At 47.2% G+C, this 23715-nt stretch carries 24 protein-coding genes and 1 pseudogene; 9 read left to right on the forward strand and 16 right to left on the reverse strand.

Annotated elements, in window-relative coordinates; all coding sequences use genetic code 11:
* Positions 1-123: 123 nt before the first annotated feature.
* From MJO57_RS10540 to MJO57_RS10555, 4 genes are all read right to left on the reverse strand, one after another.
* Positions 124-1140, reverse strand: coding sequence for a rhodanese-related sulfurtransferase (locus tag MJO57_RS10540; RefSeq protein ID WP_252025184.1), 1017 nt, complete (start codon positions 1138-1140; stop codon positions 124-126).
* Between the two features lie 81 nt (positions 1141-1221).
* Positions 1222-1893 (reverse strand): hypothetical protein, encoded by a 672-nt coding sequence (locus MJO57_RS10545; protein ID WP_252025186.1) that lies wholly within the window; start codon positions 1891-1893, stop codon positions 1222-1224.
* Positions 1874-3151, reverse strand: coding sequence for an IS4 family transposase (locus MJO57_RS10550; protein ID WP_256491761.1), 1278 nt, complete (start codon positions 3149-3151; stop codon positions 1874-1876). Before MJO57_RS10550 ends, MJO57_RS10545 begins: the two co-directional genes overlap by 20 nt.
* A 136-nt stretch (positions 3152-3287) precedes the next feature.
* Positions 3288-3920 (reverse strand): hypothetical protein, encoded by a 633-nt coding sequence (locus tag MJO57_RS10555; RefSeq protein ID WP_252025188.1) that lies wholly within the window; start codon positions 3918-3920, stop codon positions 3288-3290.
* 341 nt (positions 3921-4261) lie between these two features.
* Between MJO57_RS10555 and nfsA the strand changes: the two genes are divergently transcribed.
* Positions 4262-4999, forward strand: a complete 738-nt coding sequence (gene nfsA / locus MJO57_RS10560; RefSeq protein WP_252025190.1) for an oxygen-insensitive NADPH nitroreductase — start codon at positions 4262-4264, stop codon at positions 4997-4999.
* Positions 5000-5073: 74 nt separating this feature from the next.
* Here nfsA and MJO57_RS10565 read toward each other — a convergent pair whose 3' ends face one another.
* The 3 genes from MJO57_RS10565 to MJO57_RS10575 are packed head-to-tail and all read right to left on the reverse strand — an operon-like array spanning position 5074 to position 6220.
* On the reverse strand, positions 5074-5637 hold the full coding sequence (locus tag MJO57_RS10565) for an aminotransferase class III-fold pyridoxal phosphate-dependent enzyme (protein WP_252025192.1): 564 nt from the start codon (positions 5635-5637) through the stop codon (positions 5074-5076).
* Positions 5634-6110, reverse strand: a complete 477-nt coding sequence (locus tag MJO57_RS10570) for a LysR family transcriptional regulator substrate-binding protein (RefSeq protein ID WP_252025194.1) — start codon at positions 6108-6110, stop codon at positions 5634-5636. Before MJO57_RS10570 ends, MJO57_RS10565 begins: the two co-directional genes overlap by 4 nt.
* Before the next feature lie 2 nt (positions 6111-6112).
* Positions 6113-6220 carry a LysR family transcriptional regulator gene (locus MJO57_RS10575; protein WP_305881913.1) on the reverse strand — a complete coding sequence of 36 codons (108 nt, stop codon included), beginning with the start codon at positions 6218-6220 and terminating at the stop codon, positions 6113-6115.
* A 165-nt stretch (positions 6221-6385) separates the two neighbouring features.
* On the opposite strand from MJO57_RS10575, the gene glaH reads away from it, so the two are divergent.
* Both glaH and MJO57_RS10585 read left to right on the forward strand, forming a co-directional pair.
* Positions 6386-7333 (forward strand): glutarate dioxygenase GlaH, encoded by a 948-nt coding sequence (gene glaH / locus MJO57_RS10580; protein WP_256493269.1) that lies wholly within the window; start codon positions 6386-6388, stop codon positions 7331-7333.
* 149 nt (positions 7334-7482) lie between these two features.
* Positions 7483-7707: pseudogene (locus tag MJO57_RS10585) on the forward strand (FAD-dependent oxidoreductase); the annotation flags it as partial.
* Between the two features lie 32 nt (positions 7708-7739).
* Here MJO57_RS10585 and MJO57_RS10590 read toward each other — a convergent pair.
* Entirely contained in the window at positions 7740-9254 is a 1515-nt protein-coding gene (locus MJO57_RS10590) for an IS66 family transposase (RefSeq protein WP_252017330.1), read from the reverse strand.
* Here MJO57_RS10590 and MJO57_RS32720 point away from each other — a divergent pair.
* The 3 genes from MJO57_RS32720 to MJO57_RS10600 all read left to right on the forward strand — a co-directional run bounded on the left by MJO57_RS32720 (position 9253) and on the right by MJO57_RS10600 (position 11518).
* Positions 9253-9387: a hypothetical protein gene (locus MJO57_RS32720; protein ID WP_256491733.1), complete on the forward strand. Its 135-nt coding sequence runs from the start codon at positions 9253-9255 to the stop codon at positions 9385-9387. The genes MJO57_RS10590 and MJO57_RS32720 overlap by 2 nt on opposite strands.
* Complete coding sequence (locus tag MJO57_RS10595; RefSeq protein ID WP_371924648.1) at positions 9345-10001, forward strand: FAD-dependent oxidoreductase; 657 nt, start codon at positions 9345-9347, stop codon at positions 9999-10001. Before MJO57_RS32720 ends, MJO57_RS10595 begins: the two co-directional genes overlap by 43 nt.
* A 65-nt stretch (positions 10002-10066) precedes the next feature.
* Complete coding sequence (locus MJO57_RS10600; protein WP_252018081.1) at positions 10067-11518, forward strand: NAD-dependent succinate-semialdehyde dehydrogenase; 1452 nt, start codon at positions 10067-10069, stop codon at positions 11516-11518.
* A 7-nt stretch (positions 11519-11525) separates the two neighbouring features.
* Here MJO57_RS10600 and MJO57_RS10605 read toward each other — a convergent pair whose 3' ends face one another.
* The 4 genes from MJO57_RS10605 to MJO57_RS33230 all read right to left on the reverse strand — a co-directional run bounded on the left by MJO57_RS10605 (position 11526) and on the right by MJO57_RS33230 (position 14918).
* Positions 11526-12233, reverse strand: a complete 708-nt coding sequence (locus tag MJO57_RS10605; RefSeq protein ID WP_252018082.1) for a hypothetical protein — start codon at positions 12231-12233, stop codon at positions 11526-11528.
* A gap of 100 nt (positions 12234-12333) precedes the next feature.
* Complete coding sequence (tnpA, locus tag MJO57_RS10610) at positions 12334-12702, reverse strand: IS200/IS605 family transposase (protein WP_252027005.1); 369 nt, start codon at positions 12700-12702, stop codon at positions 12334-12336.
* Positions 12699-14213: an IS66 family transposase gene (locus tag MJO57_RS10615; protein ID WP_252017330.1), complete on the reverse strand. Its 1515-nt coding sequence runs from the start codon at positions 14211-14213 to the stop codon at positions 12699-12701. The genes tnpA and MJO57_RS10615 overlap by 4 nt, the downstream gene beginning before the upstream one ends.
* 48 nt (positions 14214-14261) lie before the next feature.
* Complete coding sequence (locus tag MJO57_RS33230; protein ID WP_371924813.1) at positions 14262-14918, reverse strand: low specificity L-threonine aldolase; 657 nt, start codon at positions 14916-14918, stop codon at positions 14262-14264.
* Between the two features lie 597 nt (positions 14919-15515).
* Between MJO57_RS33230 and MJO57_RS10625 the strand changes: the two genes are divergently transcribed.
* Complete coding sequence (locus MJO57_RS10625; RefSeq protein ID WP_252025200.1) at positions 15516-15860, forward strand: STAS domain-containing protein; 345 nt, start codon at positions 15516-15518, stop codon at positions 15858-15860.
* 67 nt (positions 15861-15927) lie between these two features.
* Here the strand turns inward: MJO57_RS10625 and MJO57_RS10630 are convergent, their stop codons facing one another.
* Positions 15928-17217 (reverse strand): uracil-xanthine permease family protein, encoded by a 1290-nt coding sequence (locus tag MJO57_RS10630; protein ID WP_252025202.1) that lies wholly within the window; start codon positions 17215-17217, stop codon positions 15928-15930.
* 68 nt (positions 17218-17285) lie between these two features.
* Positions 17286-18713, reverse strand: a complete 1428-nt coding sequence (locus MJO57_RS10635; RefSeq protein ID WP_252017676.1) for an IS4 family transposase — start codon at positions 18711-18713, stop codon at positions 17286-17288.
* A gap of 178 nt (positions 18714-18891) precedes the next feature.
* Between MJO57_RS10635 and MJO57_RS10640 the strand changes: the two genes are divergently transcribed.
* Together MJO57_RS10640 and MJO57_RS10645 are read left to right on the forward strand one after the other, a co-directional pair.
* A complete protein-coding gene (locus tag MJO57_RS10640) occupies positions 18892-20253 on the forward strand; it encodes an ISNCY family transposase (protein ID WP_252017318.1) in 1362 nt (453 codons plus the stop codon).
* 297 nt (positions 20254-20550) lie between these two features.
* Complete coding sequence (locus MJO57_RS10645) at positions 20551-22065, forward strand: IS66 family transposase (protein WP_252017330.1); 1515 nt, start codon at positions 20551-20553, stop codon at positions 22063-22065.
* A gap of 4 nt (positions 22066-22069) precedes the next feature.
* On the opposite strand, the gene upp is transcribed toward MJO57_RS10645, so the two are convergent.
* Together upp and istB are read right to left on the reverse strand one after the other, a co-directional pair.
* A complete protein-coding gene (gene upp, locus MJO57_RS10650; protein ID WP_252025204.1) occupies positions 22070-22696 on the reverse strand; it encodes a uracil phosphoribosyltransferase in 627 nt (208 codons plus the stop codon).
* Between the two features lie 251 nt (positions 22697-22947).
* Positions 22948-23703: an IS21-like element helper ATPase IstB gene (gene istB / locus MJO57_RS10655; protein ID WP_252017309.1), complete on the reverse strand. Its 756-nt coding sequence runs from the start codon at positions 23701-23703 to the stop codon at positions 22948-22950.
* Positions 23704-23715: the final 12 nt, after the last annotated feature.

Consider the following 23715-nt stretch of genomic DNA (forward strand, 5'->3'; position numbering starts at 1 on the left):
AGCTACTGACTATTTAAGTCAGCTGCTGACTATTCAGGTCAGCCACTGATTAAAATACTCCCCTTGATGACTAAGCGAAGGGTAGTACTATTGGCTCATGACTGTACTTAAAACATAGCTGAGCTATTTAACTTTGCCTGCCCGGGTTCTCAGTTTCTGTTGTCTGCGTTCGTCTTCCTTCACTTGTCGACGGTGAGCAACGGTCCTGGCAACCTCTGCGCCAATATGAGCTTCACCCCGTGATCTGGCCAGCTGCATCTGTTTTTCACGCTCGGTAAACCGCGCTTTCTGCTGGTCAGTCAGCTTGTCAAAACAGTGAGGGCAGCTGACACCCTGCTGGTACTTATCACTTTGCTTGTCGGCTTCAGTAATCGGTAACCGGCAGGCATTGCACTGGTCGTAGGAGCCTGACTCAAGGTTATGATTCACCGTGACCCGGTCATCAAAGACAAAGCATTCACCTTCCCAGAGTGATTGCGCTTCCGGTACTTCTTCCAGATATTTCAGGATGCCGCCTTTCAGGTGGTAAACCTCCTCAAACCCTTTTGCTTTCAGTAGAGCGGTGGATTTCTCGCAGCGAATGCCGCCAGTGCAGAACATGGCCACCTTTTTATGAATTTCCGGATTCAGGTGGGCATCGACGTATTCCGGAAACTGTCGGAAAGTGTCTGTTCCCGGATTGATGGCATGCCGGAAGGTTCCCACCTGAACTTCGTAATTATTCCGGGTGTCCACGACAATGACATCCGGATCGCTGACCAGTCTATTCCAATCTTTAGGTTCCACATAGGTGCCCACGACTTGCTTGGGATCAATGCCTTCTACTCCCATGGTGACAATCTCTTTCTTGAGTTTGACCCGGGTTCTTTTGAAAGGCATGGATTCACTCAGGGACTCTTTGGATTCAATGGGGTTCAGGCGGATGTCCTGATTAAGCCAGGCCAGCAGTGCATCGATTCCTCCCCGGGTGCTTGCCACAGTACCGTTGATGCCTTCCTGAGCCAGTAGCAATGTCCCCCTGACATGGTGTGCTTCCATGATCCTGAGCAGAGGTTCCCGCAGGTTGCAGAAGTTCTTCAGGGTGACGAATTTATAGAGGACACACACTACAGTGAGTGAGCCTTTTGAAGAGCGAGTCATTGTCTTTATTGTCCTTTGTCAGCTGCCCGGAACGTAAATCCGGAGCTAAATAAAGACAAGGGATTTTAGCAGAGCCGGTCACTATTGAAAAACCGATCCGTGATTCTGGTTATCAGCATCACTCTGAAGGGGGGCTTCACGCTCATTAACCGGGTCATTCTCATGAGGTGTGAAGGCGTTTTCAGTGATTATGCCAATTTTGAGTGCACGGTTTGTTTTTTTGAATCCATCAATAGTACATACCCGTTTCTTTCCATATAGATCTGTAAAAACTATCTTTTCTTCAGATGGGCCTTCATACCTTAATTCATTCGCACGTCCTCTTCTATTATTACCAACACAGGAGCAGCAGGCTCTCCAGAACTGATGACGTCTGAAACTTGCGTTAACTGCCAAAATTTCATTGCCCTCTGGTTGAGACTCTTTGTTGCCTTTGCTGTGGCAACTTAATAAATCATATTCAGTGGAATTATTGCAGACTTCATATTCACTCAAAGCTCCAGTAACGACATCGAAGATCACATTCCAGCCTTTCCTATTCATTGTTCCTCCCAGTACCGTCTGTACTATGGTTATCCCCTGTTGTGCCAGAAAGGGTTCTATACACTTAAAATAGCCAGACATTCTGGAAAGCAGTGGGGTCCACCCACCAATTACCATTGCCTGAAGGTGATGCCGATGAGCTCCTTTCTCAATTAATGTGCCAAGCATGGCACGCATCTTAAGGTAGACATTAAGCTCCACCCACTGCACAGAAGCCTAATCTTGTACGCCCTGAACAACCATCCCGTGCAGGGTGTTCTCGTTTCGCATTATTTCCCCAGAAGTCCAGTAGCTTTTTAATGCATGAGACCAATGACTTTCCTGCATTCATCAACGATGAAATCACATTACCAAACAGGTGAGTCCCACTTTTCATCACCTTGTGCGTCGAGATTTCCTCAATGCTCCCACTTTCACAGAGGTTCGCCTGTGCAGCATGGGCAAGGTACCTTTTCAACGTCACAACCACAAAGGACATCAGAATCAGGCTAAACACCAGTGTCGCTGATTTGGTGTTAAAACGATGCCACCCTGAATAGGATTTGATCTCTTTGAAAATCAGCTCTATCTGCCACCGTAGACGATAGGCCTGGAGCACATCACTCAAGGTGAACTCCACCCGGTTCAGGTTGGTCACAACGAAAACCCACTTCTGTTTTTTGTCATTCCAGCGGACAACCAAGCGGAATGGCCAGGCTTTGAATCCCGGCCATTCTACATCCAGGTCGAGGCACTGGTCTTTGGGGAAGCCAGACAGTACATCCTTCAGTTTTTGTCCTTTGTAGCGATTGAGATTCTTGCCATCCTCCCGTACCGCGCTGAGTATCGTCGGGTTGATACTCTGAGGTGCCTTGCAGATAAAAGAACCCTCCCTGTCATCAATAGCGGCAAAGAGTTCCAGCTCAAAATAACCGGCATCCATTAGCATCAGGATATAGGCCATGGATGTTGGCAGTGGTGGCAGACAGTCTCTTTCTGAACGGGTATCTTCAGTCAGCTGCACCCGCACCAGGTTGTTGGTGAGAAGATCCATTGTCGTATGAAGCTCGACGGCAGCAGGACTGACCGTTGAGAACCTGCCGGGAAATGCTTCTTTCAGGGCATCATAGACAGCTTGTGACGAACCGTCCTGAATCAGAATGTGCTCAAACTCTGAAAATGGACTGTCTTCATCAAACGCCATGACTTTGCGGGAAAATATTTCCAGACACTGCACCCATAGCCACAGGATAAGAGTAGGCAGCGCGTCCTTTTTAGCTTGATTTGCCCAAGAACGATAAGAGACATTCAGCCCCGTCAACTCGTTAAATTTACGGTGTAGATCCGCCTGGGTATCGCAGTTTCCATCACCAGCGAGGGCATCGATCAGTGAGAGGATAAAATCCAAAGGACGGATATCTCGCTGTCGTATAGTAAAACCAAGCTGTTCCGCCATACTTAGGAGTTCTGACCGGTCGAAACAGGTCAACAGTTTTTTTCAACTAATCTACTATTTGCAGTACTCATCTTGTTCAGCCATTGATAATGGTTTCGAAGCTTTATTGTGGCTGTTCAAGGTGGGTTCTGCCGCCGGAAACGAACCTTTTTTGAGCTTAATGTCTACCCTAAGTGGCACGCATTACTTCATTGCAAACCCTGTCATCGACCATATGCATCATGCTGCCAGTTTTGCTGGTTACGTCCCATAATATGATGCCATAGCAGTTTTTGATATTGGCAGTTATCAGATAGCGAATACCATCATTCTCAGAAGCTATTGCAAAGCTATCCATGAGCACATGAAGGCAATTATCAGGACCATCTGACGGGGGGAGTGACTTCAGGATTATTTTGCCCAGTACAGTTGAACACTCGTCACTGGAAATATTTTTTACAATGATATCACTTTCCCATAATTCTACTTTCCAGGTTGAGCCAGTGTTAACAAGGCTGAGACATTGATGCTTATTCAAGTCTTTATCATGATCAGAAAGTCCAAACTCTACCCAAAAAGCTGTCTCAACGTCATCATGGTTTAGCTTTTTGGAACACTTGACCAGCAGTGCCGACGCCTGTCTTTCCTTAATACTGATGTCAATAATGCCGGACAAAACTGATTTGATTCTCAAAGCAACATGATCATTGATACTTACCTTGCGAAATGAGCAATGACTAACAGGATTATCGGCAATTGGATTTACTGAGTCAGGGCGTGGAATTAAACTTGAAAAATGTACTTCATTCACTATCAAATCCAATAATCATAGGAGCTGTTAAATGGCTGGTATTAAATAGTACGAGTAAACCCTTTACGCCACCGACCGTTATCTTGATACACACTCTTGATAAACAAAAAGATTGATAAACAAAAAGATTGATAAACAAAACGTGTTTTCAATGAATTTAAGTAATTGCTGATCAAGACAATATAACAGAAGGCTGATTTTAATATCTTGAAACCTGAAGAACTAACTGGCTATTGAAAGAATATATTTTAAAAGCGGCTGCACACAGTTTTTGATAACATGATGAATGACTCAAAGAAAAGTCACCTTCTCCTGCACCAGCAAGTGACACCTATAATCTCTGGATTACAGCCATGACCCGGACCATAACTGAACAGCTCAAGCTACACCGTTCTATTCGCAAATTTACTGAACAACCGATCGAAGAGCGCTTGCTGAGAGACGTGATTACTGCAGGCCAAAGTGCTGCCACTTCCAGTAATCTGCAGGGTGTCAGTGTTATTCGGGTCAGAAACCCTGAAACCCGCAAAGCCATGGCAGAGCTGGCGGGTGGGCAGACCTATGTGGAGGATGCGGCTGAGTTTCTGGTGTTCTGTGCCGACCTGAACCGGTCTGGCTGGTGCTGTGAACAGTCTGGCAACACCATGGCAGACGGGATGACCGAGCATTTCATTATTGCAACGGTTGATGTTGCGCTGTTTGCCCAGAACGTGGTGGTTGCTGCTGAGTCTGAAGGGCTGGGTATTTGTTATATCGGAGGCCTGCGCAATGACCCGCAGCAGGTCAGTGATTTGCTGGCGTTGCCGGAACATGTCTACCCCGTTTTTGGCCTCTGCCTTGGATACCCGGATCAGGACCCGGAGTGTAAACCCAGACTGCCGCTGGAAGCTGTACTGATGGAAGAACATTACCAGCCGGTGAATAAGGTACTGATAGCCCAATACGATGAAACCATGAGAGCTTATTACCAGCGGCGGACCGGAGGTAAACTGGACCGGACCTGGTCCCGGGAGATGTCAGCCTTGCTGGGTAAAGAATCCAGACCTCATATGAAAGCGTTTCTGGAAAAAAAAGGGTTCAGGATGCGCTGATTTAAATGAGATAAGCGCTGTTTCTCGCAGTAAACCCATCTGATTCGACAAGGAACAGATGGGTTTAATGGAAGCTACTGTTTTACACAGTCTTTAAAGCATTGCTCCAGTACTTTTAAGCCTTCTTCAAGTAAATCATGCTCAATGGTAAGCGCCGGGAGAAAACGAATAACGTTTCCAAGAACACCACAGGAGAGCAATATCAACCCTTTTTCTTTAGCCCTGGCGACCAGTGCACGGGTTAGCTCAGGCATGGGCGAACCGGTATCGTCTACCAGTTCTATTGCCACCATAGCACCCAGGGTTCGAATATCGGCAATCACCGGATAAATGCTCTGCAGACGCTGCAGGTGCCCGGTCATTACTTCTCCGATATCAAGAGCCTTTTTGCAGAGATCCTGTTCATCAATCAGTTTCAACACTTCCAGTGCGGCAACACAGCCTAAAGGTGAACCTGCATAAGTGCCACCAAGACCGCCGACAGGTGCTGCATCCATAATGTCTGCCTTACCCACCAGCGCCGCAATCGGGAATCCTCCGGCAATACCTTTTGCCATGGCCATCATATCTGGTTCAATTCCCAGGTATTCTGTGGCAAAAAGCTTGCCGGTTTCAATGTGCAGTTTTATGCTGATCAAACCTTGCCAATCTCCTGCTGCATAAAGTCAATGAAGGCACGGGATGCAGTGGAAAGGTAGTGGTTGGATTTCCATCCGATACCAAGAGACAGTGTGATTGGCGGTAAGAAGGATCGTGTTATCAGTGATTCACTGCCATCGAGGGCACAGGGCAGGCAGGTACTGATTCCCACTTCTTTAACCACCATCTTTTTTAGCAGTTCGATCAGGTTGGTTTCAAACTGCAGGTTAATCTTCAGTTTGTGTTTTTTTTCATACTGACTGATGACATCCCGCAGGAAATAGCCTTCACGAAACAGGACCAGCGGCTGTTGGCAAAACATCTCCAGCGAAACTGACTGGTGTTGAGCAAGATGGTGATCTTCAGGAAGTAGAGCAACTATCTCTTCCGTTAAAAGCGTGGAATATCTGACCTGGTCGGGATCGTTGTCGGTCCGGATCAAGGCAATATCCAGACTATTATCCTGCAGCATTTTCAGCAGAGACTGAGTGCCGATTGTGCAATCCCCAGCTTTTCTGCCGCTTTGGTGTAGTTAGCGGTTTCAGCAAGAACAGAAAAGTAACGAAGTCGTTTAATATCCATGGCCGTTAATGTTCTTCAGGGTTATTTGATCTGTATCAATAAAATATATGGAAAGTATATTATCAATATATTTTTAGAGCCCGGAGGCCTGCTTTATAGTCTTCTCATAACGGCAATTCACAACAAAAAAACTGAAATTAAGCCACTAAGGCTGGGAATTGAACAATGATAAACCCAGACACCATAACCCGGTTTGAAGGATTCTCCGTTCACAACCACCCCCGGAATGTCAGAGTCCAGGTGGTTACACTGGATAAGTCTGCGTTGGAACGTTTTCAGGCTGCCAGCCAGGAGTGGTCAGTACAGGCGTTGGAGTATAAGCCATTTAATCGCTTTGCCCTGGCCAATGAACTGGATCGTGCCTGCCAATTTCAGCTCGGCAGTTTCCTGCGTAATACGGTGAATGATCGAAAAACAGGCGCATTTCTTCTGGAGCCAGAAGCCTCGGTTCAAGCATTATTCACGGACACAGAAGAGCAGCGTGATGAGTTTGTAAAGCTTTCTACGGCGATCTCTCATCTTATTGGCCTGCCGAACTTTGATGCGATGTACGGCAAGTATTATGCGCGATTTACTGTCCGCAATGAAGACGACAGTGACAGTTACCTGCGTCAGGCCCATCGTCGTATGGAATTACATAACGACGGAACCTACGTCAATGAGCGCACTGATTTCGTTCTGATGATGAAGATGGACGAGAAAAACATGGAAGGCGGCGACTCGCTACTGCTCCACATTGATGACTGGCAGGATTTAGGTAAATTCTATAATCACTCATTGGCTCGGGAGAATATTCGCTGGTCATCTCCACCCAGTAAAAATATAGGTTATACCGTTGATCACCCGATCTTCTTTGAGCAAGACGCCGATGGTAAACCGCATATGCTGTTTATTGATCAATTTGCCCAGCCTCGAAACATGGAACAGGGTTTATACCTGTATGAAATGGGAAAATCCCTTGAGGCAGATACTAACTGCAGCAATATTCGTGTGAATGTTGGCTCTATGCTGGTGGTGCAAAACCACTGCTGGCTGCATGGGCGGGACAAGTTTGTCGCACATCCGGGGCTGAAGCGGGAGTTGCTGCGTCAGCGTGGTCATTTTTCCCGTTAAGTGCCCGGGTTAAACTCAAATCCGGTTAACACTTATCACCCGCATCCCTTATTGGACTGCGGGTGTCTTTCGTTGGCTTTTACCAGAATTCAGTATAGAAAATTCAGTATAAAAAGTTGTGACAGTCGACTGTTATTTTTGGAGCCATTATGAGCAATACCCTGTTCGACTATATTGTTATCGGCAGTGGTATCGTCGGTGTTTCAACTGCATGGCAAATGCAACAGCGCCACCCCGGGAAGCGTATTCTCTTGATCGAAAAAGAATCCGGGCTGGCTCAACACCAAACGGGCCACAACAGTGGTGTTATCCATGCAGGGGTTTATTACCAGCCAGGTAGTCTAAAAGCCCGTTTTTGCACAAGTATTGTTGATTACCGGCTGGTCACCGAAAAGATGGCAAGTAACTATTCAGCACTGAGCAAAGGCATATTACAGTAATTCCGAACAGCTCTATGAAGTGATTGATATATGTCCATTCCCTGTTTTCTGGCAGACGACAAATAGCTGCGAATCCGTGCAAACATAGAACCACCGTCTGCACTCCTGAAGCAGCCTGAGATTTTCTGCTTTAACTTGGCCATTCGAACATCCCGCTCACTGCCATTGTTATCGAAGGGAATGGTAAAATCTGACATGAAGCGCAGTGTCTCAGCCTTGAACTCAGTGAGTCGTTTGAAGAGATTGTAAGCTTTAGTATTCTTGACTTTCTTGCGCTTAAGCTCCTCTCGTTGCTTCTCCATATAGACGACTTCTTTCATTAGAGCCCGCTGAAGCAACCGGTCATAAATCTTCTCGATTCGTTCACAGACAACACTTGGCATCTGTAGCATACCTATGGTCTTAAAGCCCTTGCAGTAATGCCAGGAAAGCCTCAGTAGCTTCATCAATCGCAACGCCAGTTGATTGCTGTCCCTATCAACAACACCCAAAAGCTCCCTCAGGTGATGGGCATTGCAAAGTACGTGAGTTGCCGCATATGCAAAATAGGATTTCCAATGATCATGAACCAGAACGCCTGCAAATGTTAGCAGTATGCCCATCGTGTCCATGGCCTCACGACCTCGCTTTTCAGACAAGTAGTAGAGCGTCCATTGTTCATCCCGCATAACGTGTAGCCAGTGCAAAGAGCCCTCGGCCCGCATACCCGTTTCATCGGCTCCGGCAACAGACGATTCCCGCAAGGCGTCACGAATAACCTCTTCAGTAGAAGCCAGATTTTCATAGGTTCTGGCCACAAAATTGGCGACAGTGCCTGCACTTACACTCATTTTATAGAGAGTATTAAAATACTCTGACACGCGCTTAAAAGGCAGGAAATGGTATTGGTTAAGATAGACGGCCATAGCCTGTGTGGCTGAGCCATATTGTGCGGCAGCGGTAACACCTTCCGGGAATTCAGCCTGATTCCGACAACCACAAGTGCAGATTTTTACTTCAGCTCTATGGGCCGTTACTTCAAATTCACCCGGTCTCCCTGGTTCAAACACCTGTCGTTCAATATATTTGACCGGCTCACTATCAAGAAGAGACGCCTGACATTTATTGCATTCTTTAACCGGAAGGTACTCAATATAGTCAGGGATATCGACCTGTTTAAGACAAGTGCCCTGATGCCCTTTCTTTCCACCGGCTTTATTACCAGAAGACTGTCTCAGACTTTTAGGATTGGGTTTTTCATCCGATGGATCGGTACCTTTATCTGCGGAAAGGTCGTCAGAATGATCTGGAGAATTACTGTTTTTACAAGGTTTTTGATAACCATCAGACGATGGCGGCTTGCTGCTGTTTTGACTGTTCTTGCCAACCTTTTCTTCCAATTCTCGACATCGCTCTTCCAGACAGGCAACTCTCATCCGCAGCTCTGCATTCTCTTTCAAGAGAATCTCAGCCGACATAGTTGCGGGTAGTTCTGGAATCATGCTGGCGAATATTGTGGAAAAATGGTGCTTAAGAGGATGGTATAAAAATCAGAAAATTCCAGATTTATGTGGGGGTGCTGAACAGTTACGATGGCAAAAGAGTTTACTGATCTGGGAGGGGAGATTCAGCTGAATACCACCGTAACCGGGTTGGCCGAAACCAGCCAGACGATCACTGCCGAATGTTGCCATAATGGTGAGCGGGTCTGTTATGAGAGTAAATACCTGATTACCTGCTCCGGTCTTCTGGCTGATCGCATGACAAAAATGCTTGATATACCCACAGACTTCCAAATTATCCCATATCGTGGTGAATATTATCGTTTGTCGAAGCGGCACAACGAGGTCATCAATCACCTTATTTATCCGATACCGGATCCGGATTTACCTTTTCTGGGGGTTCATCTGACCCGAATGATTGATGGCTCGGTCACAGTAGGCCCTAATGCGGTTCAGGGCTGGAAGCGGGAGGGCTATGGCCGTTTTAATGTTGACCTGAAAGACGTCAGGGACATGGTGACTTTCCCTGGTTTCTGGAAAGTTACTCTGAAACACCTGGGCACCGGGCTGAAAGAAACCTGGGAATCCTGGCGGAAGTCCGGTTACTTGAAACGGGTTAATAAGTACTGCGACAAAATCACAATTGATGATCTTGAACCTTATCCTGCAGGTATTCGTGCCCAGGCTGTTCTTAAGGATGGCTCACTGGTCCATGACTTTTGCCGGATAATATATATCGGCAGTTGATCACTTTGATAGCATCCAGATCAAAGAATGAGAATAAACCGATTCAAAAAAAATGAGGCAGGCTGATGAACCCATTTCTCTTTGAGAGTAACGAGGCATTGATTAACGGTCAGTGGGTTAGTGCACAAAGTGGCCGCACCTATTGGGTAACCAATCCCGCTACCGGACAACAGATTGCAGAAGTACCGGATATGGGGGCAGCAGATGCTGAACAGGCTGTTGAAGCGGCCAGTGAGGCCTTTAATTCATGGAAAAGAACCACAGCCAAAGAGCGGGCAGGGCTTTTGAATAAATGGTTCCAGCTCATGACTTCGTATGCGGAGGATCTTGCTCAACTGTTAACCCTTGAGCAGGGAAAGCCCTATAAGGAGGCATACGGTGAAGTATTGTATGGCGCATCCTTTATCGAATGGTTCGCCGAAGAAGGCAAGAGAACCTATGGTGATATCATCCCCTCTACGATGGCAACTGCCCGCTATTTAACGATGAAGCAACCGGTGGGGGTGGTCAGTGCCATAACACCATGGAATTTTCCCATTGCCATGATTGCCCGAAAAGCAGCACCGGCACTGGCAGCTGGCTGTACTATTGTTATCAAGCCGGCTGAAGACACCCCATTATGTGCGTTTGCGATGGCCAGGCTTGCGCAGCAGGCCGGGATTCCTGCGGGTGTGATTAATGTAATTACGTCGTCGTCCGCTGCAGAGACTGGTCCGGTGCTAACCACGCACCCTTTGGTTCGAAAGGTTTCCTTTACGGGGTCAACGCCGGTTGGTAAGCATCTTATACGTCAGAGTGCCGATACGGTAAAAAAAGTTTCCATGGAGTTGGGCGGAAATGCACCATTTATCGTCTTTGACGACGCAGACATCGACAAGGCAGTGCAAGGGGCGTTGATCTCAAAATACAGGAATGCTGGCCAGACCTGTGTATGTACAAACCGCCTTTACGTACAGGATGGTGTCTACGATGAGTTCCTGGAGAAGTATACTGCAGCTGTTGCGGCACTTAAGGTGGGTAATGGCCTTGATAAAGAGACAGACATAGGCCCTATGATAAATAGCCGCGCAATAGAAAAAATTGCGTACGTCGTTAACCTGGCAAAAGAACAGGGGGCTACCGTGCATATGGGCGGGTCCCGATCCGATGTCGGAGACCTGTATTTTGAACCCACCATATTGACAAGTGTTGATGAAAGCATGGATGTGGCTCACCAGGAACTGTTCGGACCGGTTACTACGGTGTTCCGGTTCAAGTCAGAAGCGGACGTCATCCATCGGGCAAATAATACGCCGTTTGGGTTGGCTGCCTATTTTTATTCCCGTGACCTGTCACGAGTCTGGCGGGTCAGCGAAGCATTGGAGTATGGCATGGTCGCTGTTAATGAAGGTATCCTTTCCACCGAGGTAGCACCATTTGGCGGCATCAAAGAGTCCGGCATCGGGCGGGAAGGCTCAAAATATGGCATCGAAGACTATCTTGAAATCAAATACGTTTGTCTTGGTGTAGGAGCATAATCGGATTTTACTTGATATTGGTTAATACCCTGATCAAGGTTTCGCTCAGCTTTTGGCTGGCCTTGCTCAGGTTGTTCAGGAACTGTTCGACATTACCCAGTTCGATATCAATATGATCGGTAACGGATTTGATCGGCAGGAAGTCGATACCGTAAAGATGAGCGGTTGCAGCAACGGCGGCACACTCCATCTCTTTGGCCATTCCCTGGTTTTGCATAATCCACTGCCTGTCGATATCCGGCATGTCGAGGGAGTTGCCTGTGGTGACCACCCCAAGCTTATGCTCAATACCCTGAAAGTATTCGGGGCAATAGGCGGTTGGATAAGCGCCCATGGCAAAACGGTCAAAGCCCTCCAGGGGCACCCGGTGATCATGATAAACCACCGGCTGGTCGGAAGTGATGATATCAGCAATGTCCGCATCGGCTGAAAAAGCACCACAGGTTCCCGCGTTAATGATCAGCTCCGGAGCATACTCAAGAATGGCAGACTGGGTATTCAGCGCGGCAAACTCGGTGCCTATTCTGTCGACACCATACTCACTGGATTTGCCATTCAGAGAGATAACGATGTCCTTACCGGCAAACGCACCCTGAAAGCGGGGGAAGTGATTTTTCAATTGCGGATTGGCGGGCAGTTCCCGCAGTCCGAGCTGGTCAATGACCGGACGGGCTTCCGCTGCCATGGCCATAATGATCAGAATTTGTTTAGACATTAGCAAAATCGTCGTAAACCCTCGCCCAATCGGGCGGGGATATAAGATGGGAAGGCCGGGCCGCGCAGGCGTAGAGCCTTCCGCCAGCAGGTTTGCACTATCAATCAGGCGTACTCTGACTATTCACGTACTCTTTGAGAGTTTCGATAGTCGCCCCTCCTGCACTGCAAGCAAAGTACGCCCTTGACCATAACCGGCCTGATTTACTTTGAGTCGTAAGGTGGGTATTCAATATTCGCAATTGCCTTGATGATGTTGATTTCAGGTTGTTTACCATGACACTGACAGCCAGTTTCGGTGGGTAGGCAATCAGTAAATGGACATGGTCTTTCTCTCCATCCATTTCCAGCAAATCACACTCCAATTTCACGCAGGCACTCTCGAACGCATCACGTAATTGTTGAATCATGTACCCATCAAACAGCTTGCGTCTGTACTTTGTAGTGAACACTAAATGAACAGTAACTATTCAGCACTGAGCAAAGGCATATTACAGTAATTCCGAACAGCTCTATGAAGTGATTGATATATGTCCATTCCCTGTTTTCTGGCAGACGACAAATAGCTGCGAATCCGTGCAAACATAGAACCACCGTCTGCACTCCTGAAGCAGCCTGAGATTTTCTGCTTTAACTTGGCCATTCGAACATCCCGCTCACTGCCATTGTTATCGAAGGGAATGGTAAAATCTGACATGAAGCGCAGTGTCTCAGCCTTGAACTCAGTGAGTCGTTTGAAGAGATTGTAAGCTTTAGTATTCTTGACTTTCTTGCGCTTAAGCTCCTCTCGTTGCTTCTCCATATAGACGACTTCTTTCATTAGAGCCCGCTGAAGCAACCGGTCATAAATCTTCTCGATTCGTTCACAGACAACACTTGGCATCTGTAGCATACCTATGGTCTTAAAGCCCTTGCAGTAATGCCAGGAAAGCCTCAGTAGCTTCATCAATCGCAACGCCAGTTGATTGCTGTCCCTATCAACAACACCCAAAAGCTCCCTCAGGTGATGGGCATTGCAAAGTACGTGAGTTGCCGCATATGCAAAATAGGATTTCCAATGATCATGAACCAGAACGCCTGCAAATGTTAGCAGTATGCCCATCGTGTCCATGGCCTCACGACCTCGCTTTTCAGACAAGTAGTAGAGCGTCCATTGTTCATCCCGCATAACGTGTAGCCAGTGCAAAGAGCCCTCGGCCCGCATACCCGTTTCATCGGCTCCGGCAACAGACGATTCCCGCAAGGCGTCACGAATAACCTCTTCAGTAGAAGCCAGATTTTCATAGGTTCTGGCCACAAAATTGGCGACAGTGCCTGCACTTACACTCATTTTATAGAGAGTATTAAAATACTCTGACACGCGCTTAAAAGGCAGGAAATGGTATTGGTTAAGATAGACGGCCATAGCCTGTGTGGCTGAGCCATATTGTGCGGCAGCGGTAACACCTTCCGGGAATTCAGCCTGATTCCGACAACCACAAGTGCAGATTTTTACTTCAGCTCTATGGGCCGTTACTTCAAATTCACCCGGTCTCCCTGGTTCAAACACCTGTCGTTCAATATATTTGACCGGCTCACTATCAAGAAGAGACGCCTGACATTTATTGCATTCTTTAACCGGAAGGTACTCAATATAGTCAGGGATATCGACCTGTTTAAGACAAGTGCCCTGATGCCCTTTCTTTCCACCGGCTTTATTACCAGAAGACTGTCTCAGACTTTTAGGATTGGGTTTTTCATCCGATGGATCGGTACCTTTATCTGCGGAAAGGTCGTCAGAATGATCTGGAGAATTACTGTTTTTACAAGGTTTTTGATAACCATCAGACGATGGCGGCTTGCTGCTGTTTTGACTGTTCTTGCCAACCTTTTCTTCCAATTCTCGACATCGCTCTTCCAGACAGGCAACTCTCATCCGCAGCTCTGCATTCTCTTTCAAGAGAATCTCAGCCGACATAGTTGCGGGTAGTTCTGGAATCATGCTGGCGAATATTGTGGAAAAATGGTGCTTAAGAGGATGGTATAAAAATCAGAAAATTCCAGATTTATGTGGGGGTGCTGAACAGTTACATCCGTTTTTAGTACCTCCAAGTGACAGAATGTCTATGTGTTCACATATTTCAGCCAGAGAGCAATCAAGTGCCACTGCGGCATTGTAGATACGGCAACCATCCACATGCAGCAACATACCCAGTTCAATACAGGCCGCTTTAATTTCCCCCAGCTCATCCAGAGAGTAAACCGTTCCCCATTCGGTTGACTGGGATATACTGACCAGTCTTGGGCGGGTTGCATGCATTCCCCACCAGCTTTCATTCTGGCAGGCTTTGCGAATCTGTTCAGGTGTGATTTTTCCATGAGAGGACTCAACGGTAATCATCCGACTACCGGTGGCATTAACCGGAGCCCCGCTTTCATTGCTCACAATATGGGCTGTATCTGGACAGATAATACTATCAATACTGCGCAGAGCTGCTTTGCAGGCCAGAGTGTTGGCGGCCGTACCGTTGTATACGAAGAATATGTCAGCAGGCCTGCCCAAAGCCTGCTTAACCATGTTTATGGCCTCCCCGGTCAGGGCATCATTGCCATAGGCTCCCATGTGACCAGCATTTGCTTCTATCAACGCGTTCATGACTTCGGGACAAACCCCGGAAGTGTTATCACTGGTAAAAAATCGTGTCATGGAGCTTTTATCCTGCCTGCTAATCGATATTATTAACGGGCAATATTACTTAAACCCTTATGATGGGCAAATAGCCAGTTATAAGCACCTGCTATCTTTTACCACTGTTATTGATCTGAAAGATATGCGAAGCCGGTTTCTGCAATTTAAGGATACGCCTCTGTTAACTGAGGATAACCTGATCTTTTTTTCGGGTTTCATAGCGATGGCTCATGCAGCGATATTGGGCAGCCAAAACAGACTCTGATGCATTCCCTGACTGGTAGCATCCCAGAAAGCTGACCACGGTAATCATAATCTGGGCGCTGGTTCGGATTCTTCTTAACATAATGACATCCTTTCATTACATGGAATACGATACTGATAAAGTTATTGGAACTTAGCTTTATTACCAATAACAACACCGTCAGTACTGGCAACAAAAAACAAAAAAATTAACTATATTTCAACTGGTTAAAAAATCTGTCATCCAAAAATATTGGGAATGAACTATGGCTCCGGAATATTGTCAGACCCTGTAACCAGAGTGTTATGCACAAACACAGCCCCAGCCCTTAATATTTCTTTTCATTAAGGGATCAAGTCGGGAGAAGGAGTATGGAATTAACCATTAATCTCGAAAGCTATCAAAACTACACGCTAATGATTTTGGATGGCGATATTAATTGCAGTACCATCCATTTACTGGAGAATGCTTTAGAGAACGCAACAAGAATCGACACTAGCCATATTGTGCTGGATTGCTCGCAGCTTAACAGCATTAGTAGTGATGGATTGAAACTACTCCTCCATTGTCAGGTACAACTGGCAGGGCATTTCTACCTATCGCTCTATAACGTACCCAACGATGTTGCTTCATTAATGGAGTTAAGTGGGATTACGTATTTTATCCAGATGAATACACATGAACAGAATCAGCAGAAACAGTCAGCATCAGCCTGATCCATAAAAAAAGCGGTATTAAAAACTAATACCGCCTGCTTTTTCAGCTTTTATTCGGGTGTACGTCCTATACGACTTTTTCTTTACCAACTTCAGAAGACTGGTATCGATCTTCCCCGGGGCGATGAGGTAGCAGTAAATTCAGAATGACTGCTGTCAGCGCACAAAGACTGACGCCCTTCAGTGAAAATTCACCCAGTGAGATTCCCATATTGCCGATACCAAATACCAGTACGAGAGATACAATCACCAGATTTCGGGGTTGGCCCAGGTCAACCCTTGCCTTAATAAGCGTATTAAGGCCAACGACGGCAATGGAGCCGAATAGCAGCATCATAATACCGCCCATCACCGGCACCGGAATGGTTGACAGGAACCCACCAATTTTACCGATAAAGGCTACGCCAATAGCAATAACTGCAGCCCAGGTCATAATAACGGGGTTGTAGGCTTTGGTCAGCATCACCGCACCAGTGACTTCTGAGTAGGTGGTATTAGGTGGCCCACCAAACAGGCCGGCGGCCGTCGTTGCCAGGCCATCACCTAACAGGGTATTTTTCAGCCCTGGTTTATCCAGATACTTCTTCCCGGTCACTGAGCTGATCGCCAGCATATCACCAATGTGCTCAATAGCAGGTGCAATCGCTACCGGAATCATATAAAGCACCGCATTCCAATTGAACTCCGGAGTGGTAAAGTTCGGAATAGCAAACCAGGGGCGGTCAAGTAAAGGCTGAAAGTTCACAACATCCATGATCACCGCTGCAATATACCCGGTTCCAATACCACAGATAATTGGAATCAGTCGAAGAATCCCGCCAGCCATGGTCGCCACCAACAGGGTTGCTAGCAGCGAGATAGCCGCAAGAAACAGAGCTTGATCTGCGGAGAGTAGCCCTTCAATCGGTGATGTTGCCATCCCAACTGCAGCAGGAGCAAGACCAAGGCCGATAACCATAATCACCGGCCCAACCACGACCGGTGGAAACAGTCGGTAAAGTATGCCTGATCCGCGTAACCTGACCAGCACACTCAATGCGGCATACAGCACACCGGCTGCCATGATACCGCCCATGGTGGCAGCCAATCCCCAGGATTGAATACTGAACGTAATCGGCGCAATGAAAGCAAAAGAAGATGCCAGGAAGACCGGTACTTGCCGACGAGTGATCAGCTGGAAAATCAGGGTACCAATACCAGCCGTAAAGAACGCCACATTGGCGTCCAACCCGGTCAGTAACGGCACCAGTACCAGAGCACCAAAGGCAACAAACAGCATCTGCCCTCCCATCAGTGCCTGCCGCCAGAGTGACAGCTCTGAATGGAGGGTTTCCCCCGGCTGTGCAGAATGATTCATTTTGGATATCCTTATTTCTTATCTATTTTGGTAACTGTTCAGCACCCCCACATAAATCTGACTCTTGATCACATCTCTCCAGCGCTGAACTGCCGGGCTATCTGCCAGGTTTTTACCCGATCCTGCAATTTCGCCCAGCCTTCCCATACCACTAACCAGCCGGGCTGCCCTGTATGCTTTGAATCACCCCAACCACCAAGCCGAGCAATCGTTTGAAGCAGCCAAGTGACTGTTGGCGGCTTATCGGGCAACGCTTTTTTTTCATAGGTTAGCCAGAGAACCTGCCATTCATCATCACTGACCACCTCATTCGCGAGTGTTTTTTCACTCCAAAGCTTTCTGTCTTTGTGCTGCCTGTCATTCGGTAACATTAATGCTTCACGGATTTGCATTAGTCTGACAGCGACAAACATTAATATGACCGCAAGTCGTTCAATGTTATCCGGAGATTGCAGACGAAGCCTTTCTACTCCTGCTCCCGATTTCCAAGCCTTATGGAACTCTTCTATTCGCCATCGGAGCTCGTAAAATCGAATGATAGAGCGACAGTCTTCGAATGTTTCAATATCTTCAGTTGTCAATAGTACCCAGTGCAAACGGTCTTCGGAGTCATTGCCAATCTCTTCAGCCGACACAATATTCATAGTTACCGGTTCCGGCCTGCCGCCTGGCCTTTGCGGCGCCTGTATTGTCATCTTCTTTCTTTTGACCTGCAGCGTTGCCTTTCGCTTCTTTCTACCTCCTTTTTGAGGAACCACTATCGTATATTTCCCCAACACTTCAGTCTGAGCTAAGGAATCAAATAATAAGAGTTCGCCATCCACCAGGATTCTGTTTTGTGTAGCTCTTACAACAAACCGCTGTCGGTTATCCAGTTTGTAGTGCATATATTCGTATATATCCGCCTCCCGGTCGCAAACACTGATGATGTCAGGCATTTTACCCCCCATCCTTTGTTCTGTGTTTTCAGAGGCTCTTTGCCACTTAAAGCTTTCCTTTCCCTCGTAAGGTAGCTGACGACGTTGGTTCTTTTTCCCCCGCTGAACGTCCTCTCTAACCCATCGTTCTTGATCAATAAGCCCAATGCTTCGCTCTGTATCCGCATCAACCAAGAAGACAGAGTGGACGTGGAATCCTCTGGTTTTAGAGCCTTCAGGACCTCCAAGATCACCAAGCTCGGATCTGACAGCATGTTTATAACCCAGGGTTGTTGTATCTTCGAGAGCCAGAAGTAGGCGAGACTGTCTCGCTATTTTGGCAGTTGCCTGAAAGCCTGCCTCAGCTATTGCTTCAGGCTTTACGGCCTCATTCTCAATCAGCCGGTAAGCTCCAGTTACCAGTGCGGTATAACCTTCGCATGAAGATGACAAAGAATTACCGGTATGAGCTGAAAGCTCGGCAGCAACTTTGACAAGTCGTTTTGTACGTCGAGTATCGCCCAAATCAGCACATCCAAAAGTTAGTTCTGACCATGGTTTAGGAGAAAGTGGAAGCATGACCTGTTTTATCAGTGAGAAATGATAGAACAAGGTAGCTAGTTCTCGTCCAAAAACACAACCAATTGAAAACTGTAGATTTTATCCTGAAAAATTAAGTGGAGCCCTACTGCTATCTGGCGACTAAACTTCCCAAGAGCAAGAAACATAAGGGATTGCCAAAAACAGAGGACTCCAAATGCGCAAAAAACGCAACCCGCAGTGTAGTATGGAACTCCATTACGTACCTCATGAAATCTGCTCCCAGCTTTCCGGTATCTCGCAATGGCTTGACGCCCATCCACAGTTCAATGACTGGATTTATGAGGACTTAAGTTCTGGTGATAAACAGAACACTGGGCGGAACGGACTATCAGCAGAATCCGTTCTTCGTGCGGCACTCCTGAAACAGTATTTGAATTGTGATTATGACTACTTGTCGTTTGTTTTGATGGACTCCATGCTCTTTCGAGACTTTTGTCGCCTCGAACCAAACCAGCGCCCCAGTCGCTCCAGTTTGCATGGGCTCATCAGCCTTCTTACTGCATCTACATGGGAACGGATTAATAACTGTCAGCTAATGACCGCTAAAGATCAGGGTATTGAAAAAGGGCGCACTGTGGCTATTGACAGCACAGTCACCGAATCGGATATCAAACCTCCTTGCGACAGTGATCTTTTAGCCAGTTCCGTTAAAGAAATTTGTCGGCTGCTGGAACGGGGACAAACACTGACAGCGACACCGCTTTATGAATATACCCATCACAACCGAGCCGTAAAAGATGCGGCCAGAAAATGCATCTACGCTGGCAAAGAAGAGCGGCATCAGCATTATAAAAAACTGCTGCAGTTGACCCGAAAATCCCGGAAGGTACTTATCGAAGCTACTGTCACGCTAGCAAACGCCCGTCAGCAGGGGCAGTGTCTCCTGGCTGATGATGCCGACAAGTGGCAGGCCGATGTGGATCACCTGTTACCCCTGGTGGATGCAATAGTCTCCCAGACAGAGCGCAGGGTCTTTAAGGGTGAAAAGGTGCCAGCCCAGGAAAAAGTGGTTAGCCTGTATGAACCCCATACGGATATCATCGTAAAAGACAGGCGGCAAGTACAGTATGGCCATAAACTGAACCTGGTTCAGGGAAAAAGTCGATTGATCCTGGACCTGGTTATTGAGGAAGGTAACCCAGCGGATTCGGACCAATTCATTCCGATGATGGAAAGACAAAAAGAAATTTATGGTCGTGTACCTCGCCAGACAAGCGGTGACGGCGGATACGCGTGTCGCGCTAATTTGGAAAAAGCCAAGGCCATGGGAATCAGCGATGTAGCTTTTAATAAGAAGCGCGGACTTGAAGTCGAAGAGATGACTAAAAGTCAGTATGTGTATAAAACGCTCTTTCGCTTCCGGGCAGGTATTGAAGCGGGAATTTCGTGGCTAAAGAGATGTTTTGGGCTATCACGTTGCCACTGCAAGGGTTCTGAGCGTTTTGATTCTCATTGCTGGTTATCGGTGGTCTGTTACAACCTGGTGATTCTGGCCAGACACCCGGCACCATCCTGATAGCCACCTCCACGCTACATGAAAGTACCTTTCCAGCATGGTGGGAGGATGTTTTCTGCCTGCTTTTCGCGTTTTTCTCCAATATCCGTCCCAGATTAGAGAAAAAAAGGGAAGAGTTTTTGCGGCTCTCTGGAATTTCAGGAAATATCAAAACGAACGTACAATCTAATTATGATTGCCTGATGCGTTTTTGGACGAGAACTAGCTATTTGTGATCAAGAGACAGCACATAAATCTGGAATTTTCTGATTTTTATACCGTCCTCTTAAGCACCATTTTTCCACAATATTCGCCAGCATGATTCCAGAACTACCCGCAACTATGTCGGCTGAGATTCTCTTGAAAGAGAATGCAGAGCTGCGGATGAGAGTTGCCTGTCTGGAAGAGCGATGTCGAGAATTGGAAGAAAAGGTTGGCAAGAACAGTCAAAACAGCAGCAAGCCGCCATCGTCTGATGGTTATCAAAAACCTTGTAAAAACAGTAATTCTCCAGATCATTCTGACGACCTTTCCGCAGATAAAGGTACCGATCCATCGGATGAAAAACCCAATCCTAAAAGTCTGAGACAGTCTTCTGGTAATAAAGCCGGTGGAAAGAAAGGGCATCAGGGCACTTGTCTTAAACAGGTCGATATCCCTGACTATATTGAGTACCTTCCGGTTAAAGAATGCAATAAATGTCAGGCGTCTCTTCTTGATAGTGAGCCGGTCAAATATATTGAACGACAGGTGTTTGAACCAGGGAGACCGGGTGAATTTGAAGTAACGGCCCATAGAGCTGAAGTAAAAATCTGCACTTGTGGTTGTCGGAATCAGGCTGAATTCCCGGAAGGTGTTACCGCTGCCGCACAATATGGCTCAGCCACACAGGCTATGGCCGTCTATCTTAACCAATACCATTTCCTGCCTTTTAAGCGCGTGTCAGAGTATTTTAATACTCTCTATAAAATGAGTGTAAGTGCAGGCACTGTCGCCAATTTTGTGGCCAGAACCTATGAAAATCTGGCTTCTACTGAAGAGGTTATTCGTGACGCCTTGCGGGAATCGTCTGTTGCCGGAGCCGATGAAACGGGTATGCGGGCCGAGGGCTCTTTGCACTGGCTACACGTTATGCGGGATGAACAATGGACGCTCTACTACTTGTCTGAAAAGCGAGGTCGTGAGGCCATGGACACGATGGGCATACTGCTAACATTTGCAGGCGTTCTGGTTCATGATCATTGGAAATCCTATTTTGCATATGCGGCAACTCACGTACTTTGCAATGCCCATCACCTGAGGGAGCTTTTGGGTGTTGTTGATAGGGACAGCAATCAACTGGCGTTGCGATTGATGAAGCTACTGAGGCTTTCCTGGCATTACTGCAAGGGCTTTAAGACCATAGGTATGCTACAGATGCCAAGTGTTGTCTGTGAACGAATCGAGAAGATTTATGACCGGTTGCTTCAGCGGGCTCTAATGAAAGAAGTCGTCTATATGGAGAAGCAACGAGAGGAGCTTAAGCGCAAGAAAGTCAAGAATACTAAAGCTTACAATCTCTTCAAACGACTCACTGAGTTCAAGGCTGAGACACTGCGCTTCATGTCAGATTTTACCATTCCCTTCGATAACAATGGCAGTGAGCGGGATGTTCGAATGGCCAAGTTAAAGCAGAAAATCTCAGGCTGCTTCAGGAGTGCAGACGGTGGTTCTATGTTTGCACGGATTCGCAGCTATTTGTCGTCTGCCAGAAAACAGGGAATGGACATATATCAATCACTTCATAGAGCTGTTCGGAATTACTGTAATATGCCTTTGCTCAGTGCTGAATAGTTACCTATTTTGTACCAAAAATCTTGTCACCGGCATCACCCAGGCCCGGGATGATATAACCGTTTTCATTAAGTCTTTGATCAATAGACGCCGTAAAAATTTTCACGTCAGGATGCGCTGACTGGATCTTATCAATCCCTTCCGGTGCCGCCACCAGAACCAGGCAGCGGATTTCTTTACAACCCGCCTTCTTCAACATATCGATAGTCGCCAGCATGGAGCCGCCAGTGGCCAGCATTGGATCCAGAATCAGGGCAATACGCTCATCAATATTACTGACCAGCTTTTCAAAGTAGGGTACTGGCTCCAGTGTTTCTTCATCACGGTAGAGGCCTACCACACTGACCTTGGCATTCGGGATCATATCCAGAACCCCATTCATCATACCAATGCCTGCACGCAGAATGGGTACAATAGTAATTTTCTTGCCCTTGATCTGCTGAACGGTCACCTGGCCATTCCAGCCGTCAATCACGGTATCTTCCAGCTCCAGATCTTTGGTCGCTTCATACGTCAGCAGGCTGCCAACCTCACTGGCCAGGGTCCGGAATCCCTTGGTACTGATATCGTGGGAACGCATCAGTCCCAGCTTGTGTTGTACCAGCGGATGCTTGATTTCCTGTATGCTCATGCATGACCTCAACTGTCTGGTTGGAGAAAGGTGGACAATTAATGAAAAAGTGAATGGTTGAAATAAAACGATTATTCGGGCTATGGCACTGGAGAAGCACTCATTGAGAAAAGGACCATTCAAAAGCTCCCAACACCTAAACCTTCTTATTTTCCCACAGGATGTTTGAGCTGCGTATTCTGGTTAACTTGAACACCTATTCTGTTTCATTTGAACACCCTGAACTCCTTACACATTGCCCAGTGTGATTTTTAGACCAGGTGTTCAACTGCGTCCAATTTTCCAAGCTTTTTGCGCATGGATTCGCCTTTGAGTTCAATCCGGTGGGCATTGTGCATAAGCCGGTCAAGAATGGCGTCGGCCAGAGTTTCATCACCAATGCTGGCATGCCACTTCCGGGTGGGCAATTGACTGGTAACCAACGTGGAACCTTGCTCGTGCCTGTCATCCATGACTTCCAGCAGATCGTTCCTTTGTTGCTGCGTCAGTGGTTCCAGGCCCCAGTCGTCCAGAATCAGCAAGTCTACTTTTGCCAGTTGTTTCAACTGCCTGCTGTAGCTGCCATCACCGTGGGCAAGGATCAGTTCATCCAGTAGCCTGGACATCCGATAGTACCGGACACTGTAGCCTTTCAGACAAGCCATGTGCCCAAGGGCGCAGGCCAGGTAGCTCTTACCGGAACCACAAGGTCCGGTGATCAACAGGTTCCTGTACCGGTCAAGCCAGCCTCCTCCAGACAGGCTGGCCATCTGGTTCTGTTTGAGACCTCTGGGGTGTTCATAGTCAATGTCGTGTATCCGGGCAGCCAGTTTAAACCGGGCGCTTCTGAGCAGCCGAGCCAGACGTTTATTGTTTCGCTCTGTTTCTTCCTGCTCAGTAAGCAACGACAGTCGTTCTTCAAAGCTAAGGCTACTGTAGGTGCCCGGCTGGTCCAGCTGTTGATTGAGGGCATCTGCCATTCCGGTCAGTCGCAGTGACCTAAGGCGAGCCAGTGTTTCATTGATCATGTTCGCCTCCGG

The organism is Endozoicomonas sp. SCSIO W0465, from assembly GCF_023716865.1.
Taxonomy (GTDB): Bacteria; Pseudomonadota; Gammaproteobacteria; order Pseudomonadales; family Endozoicomonadaceae; genus Endozoicomonas.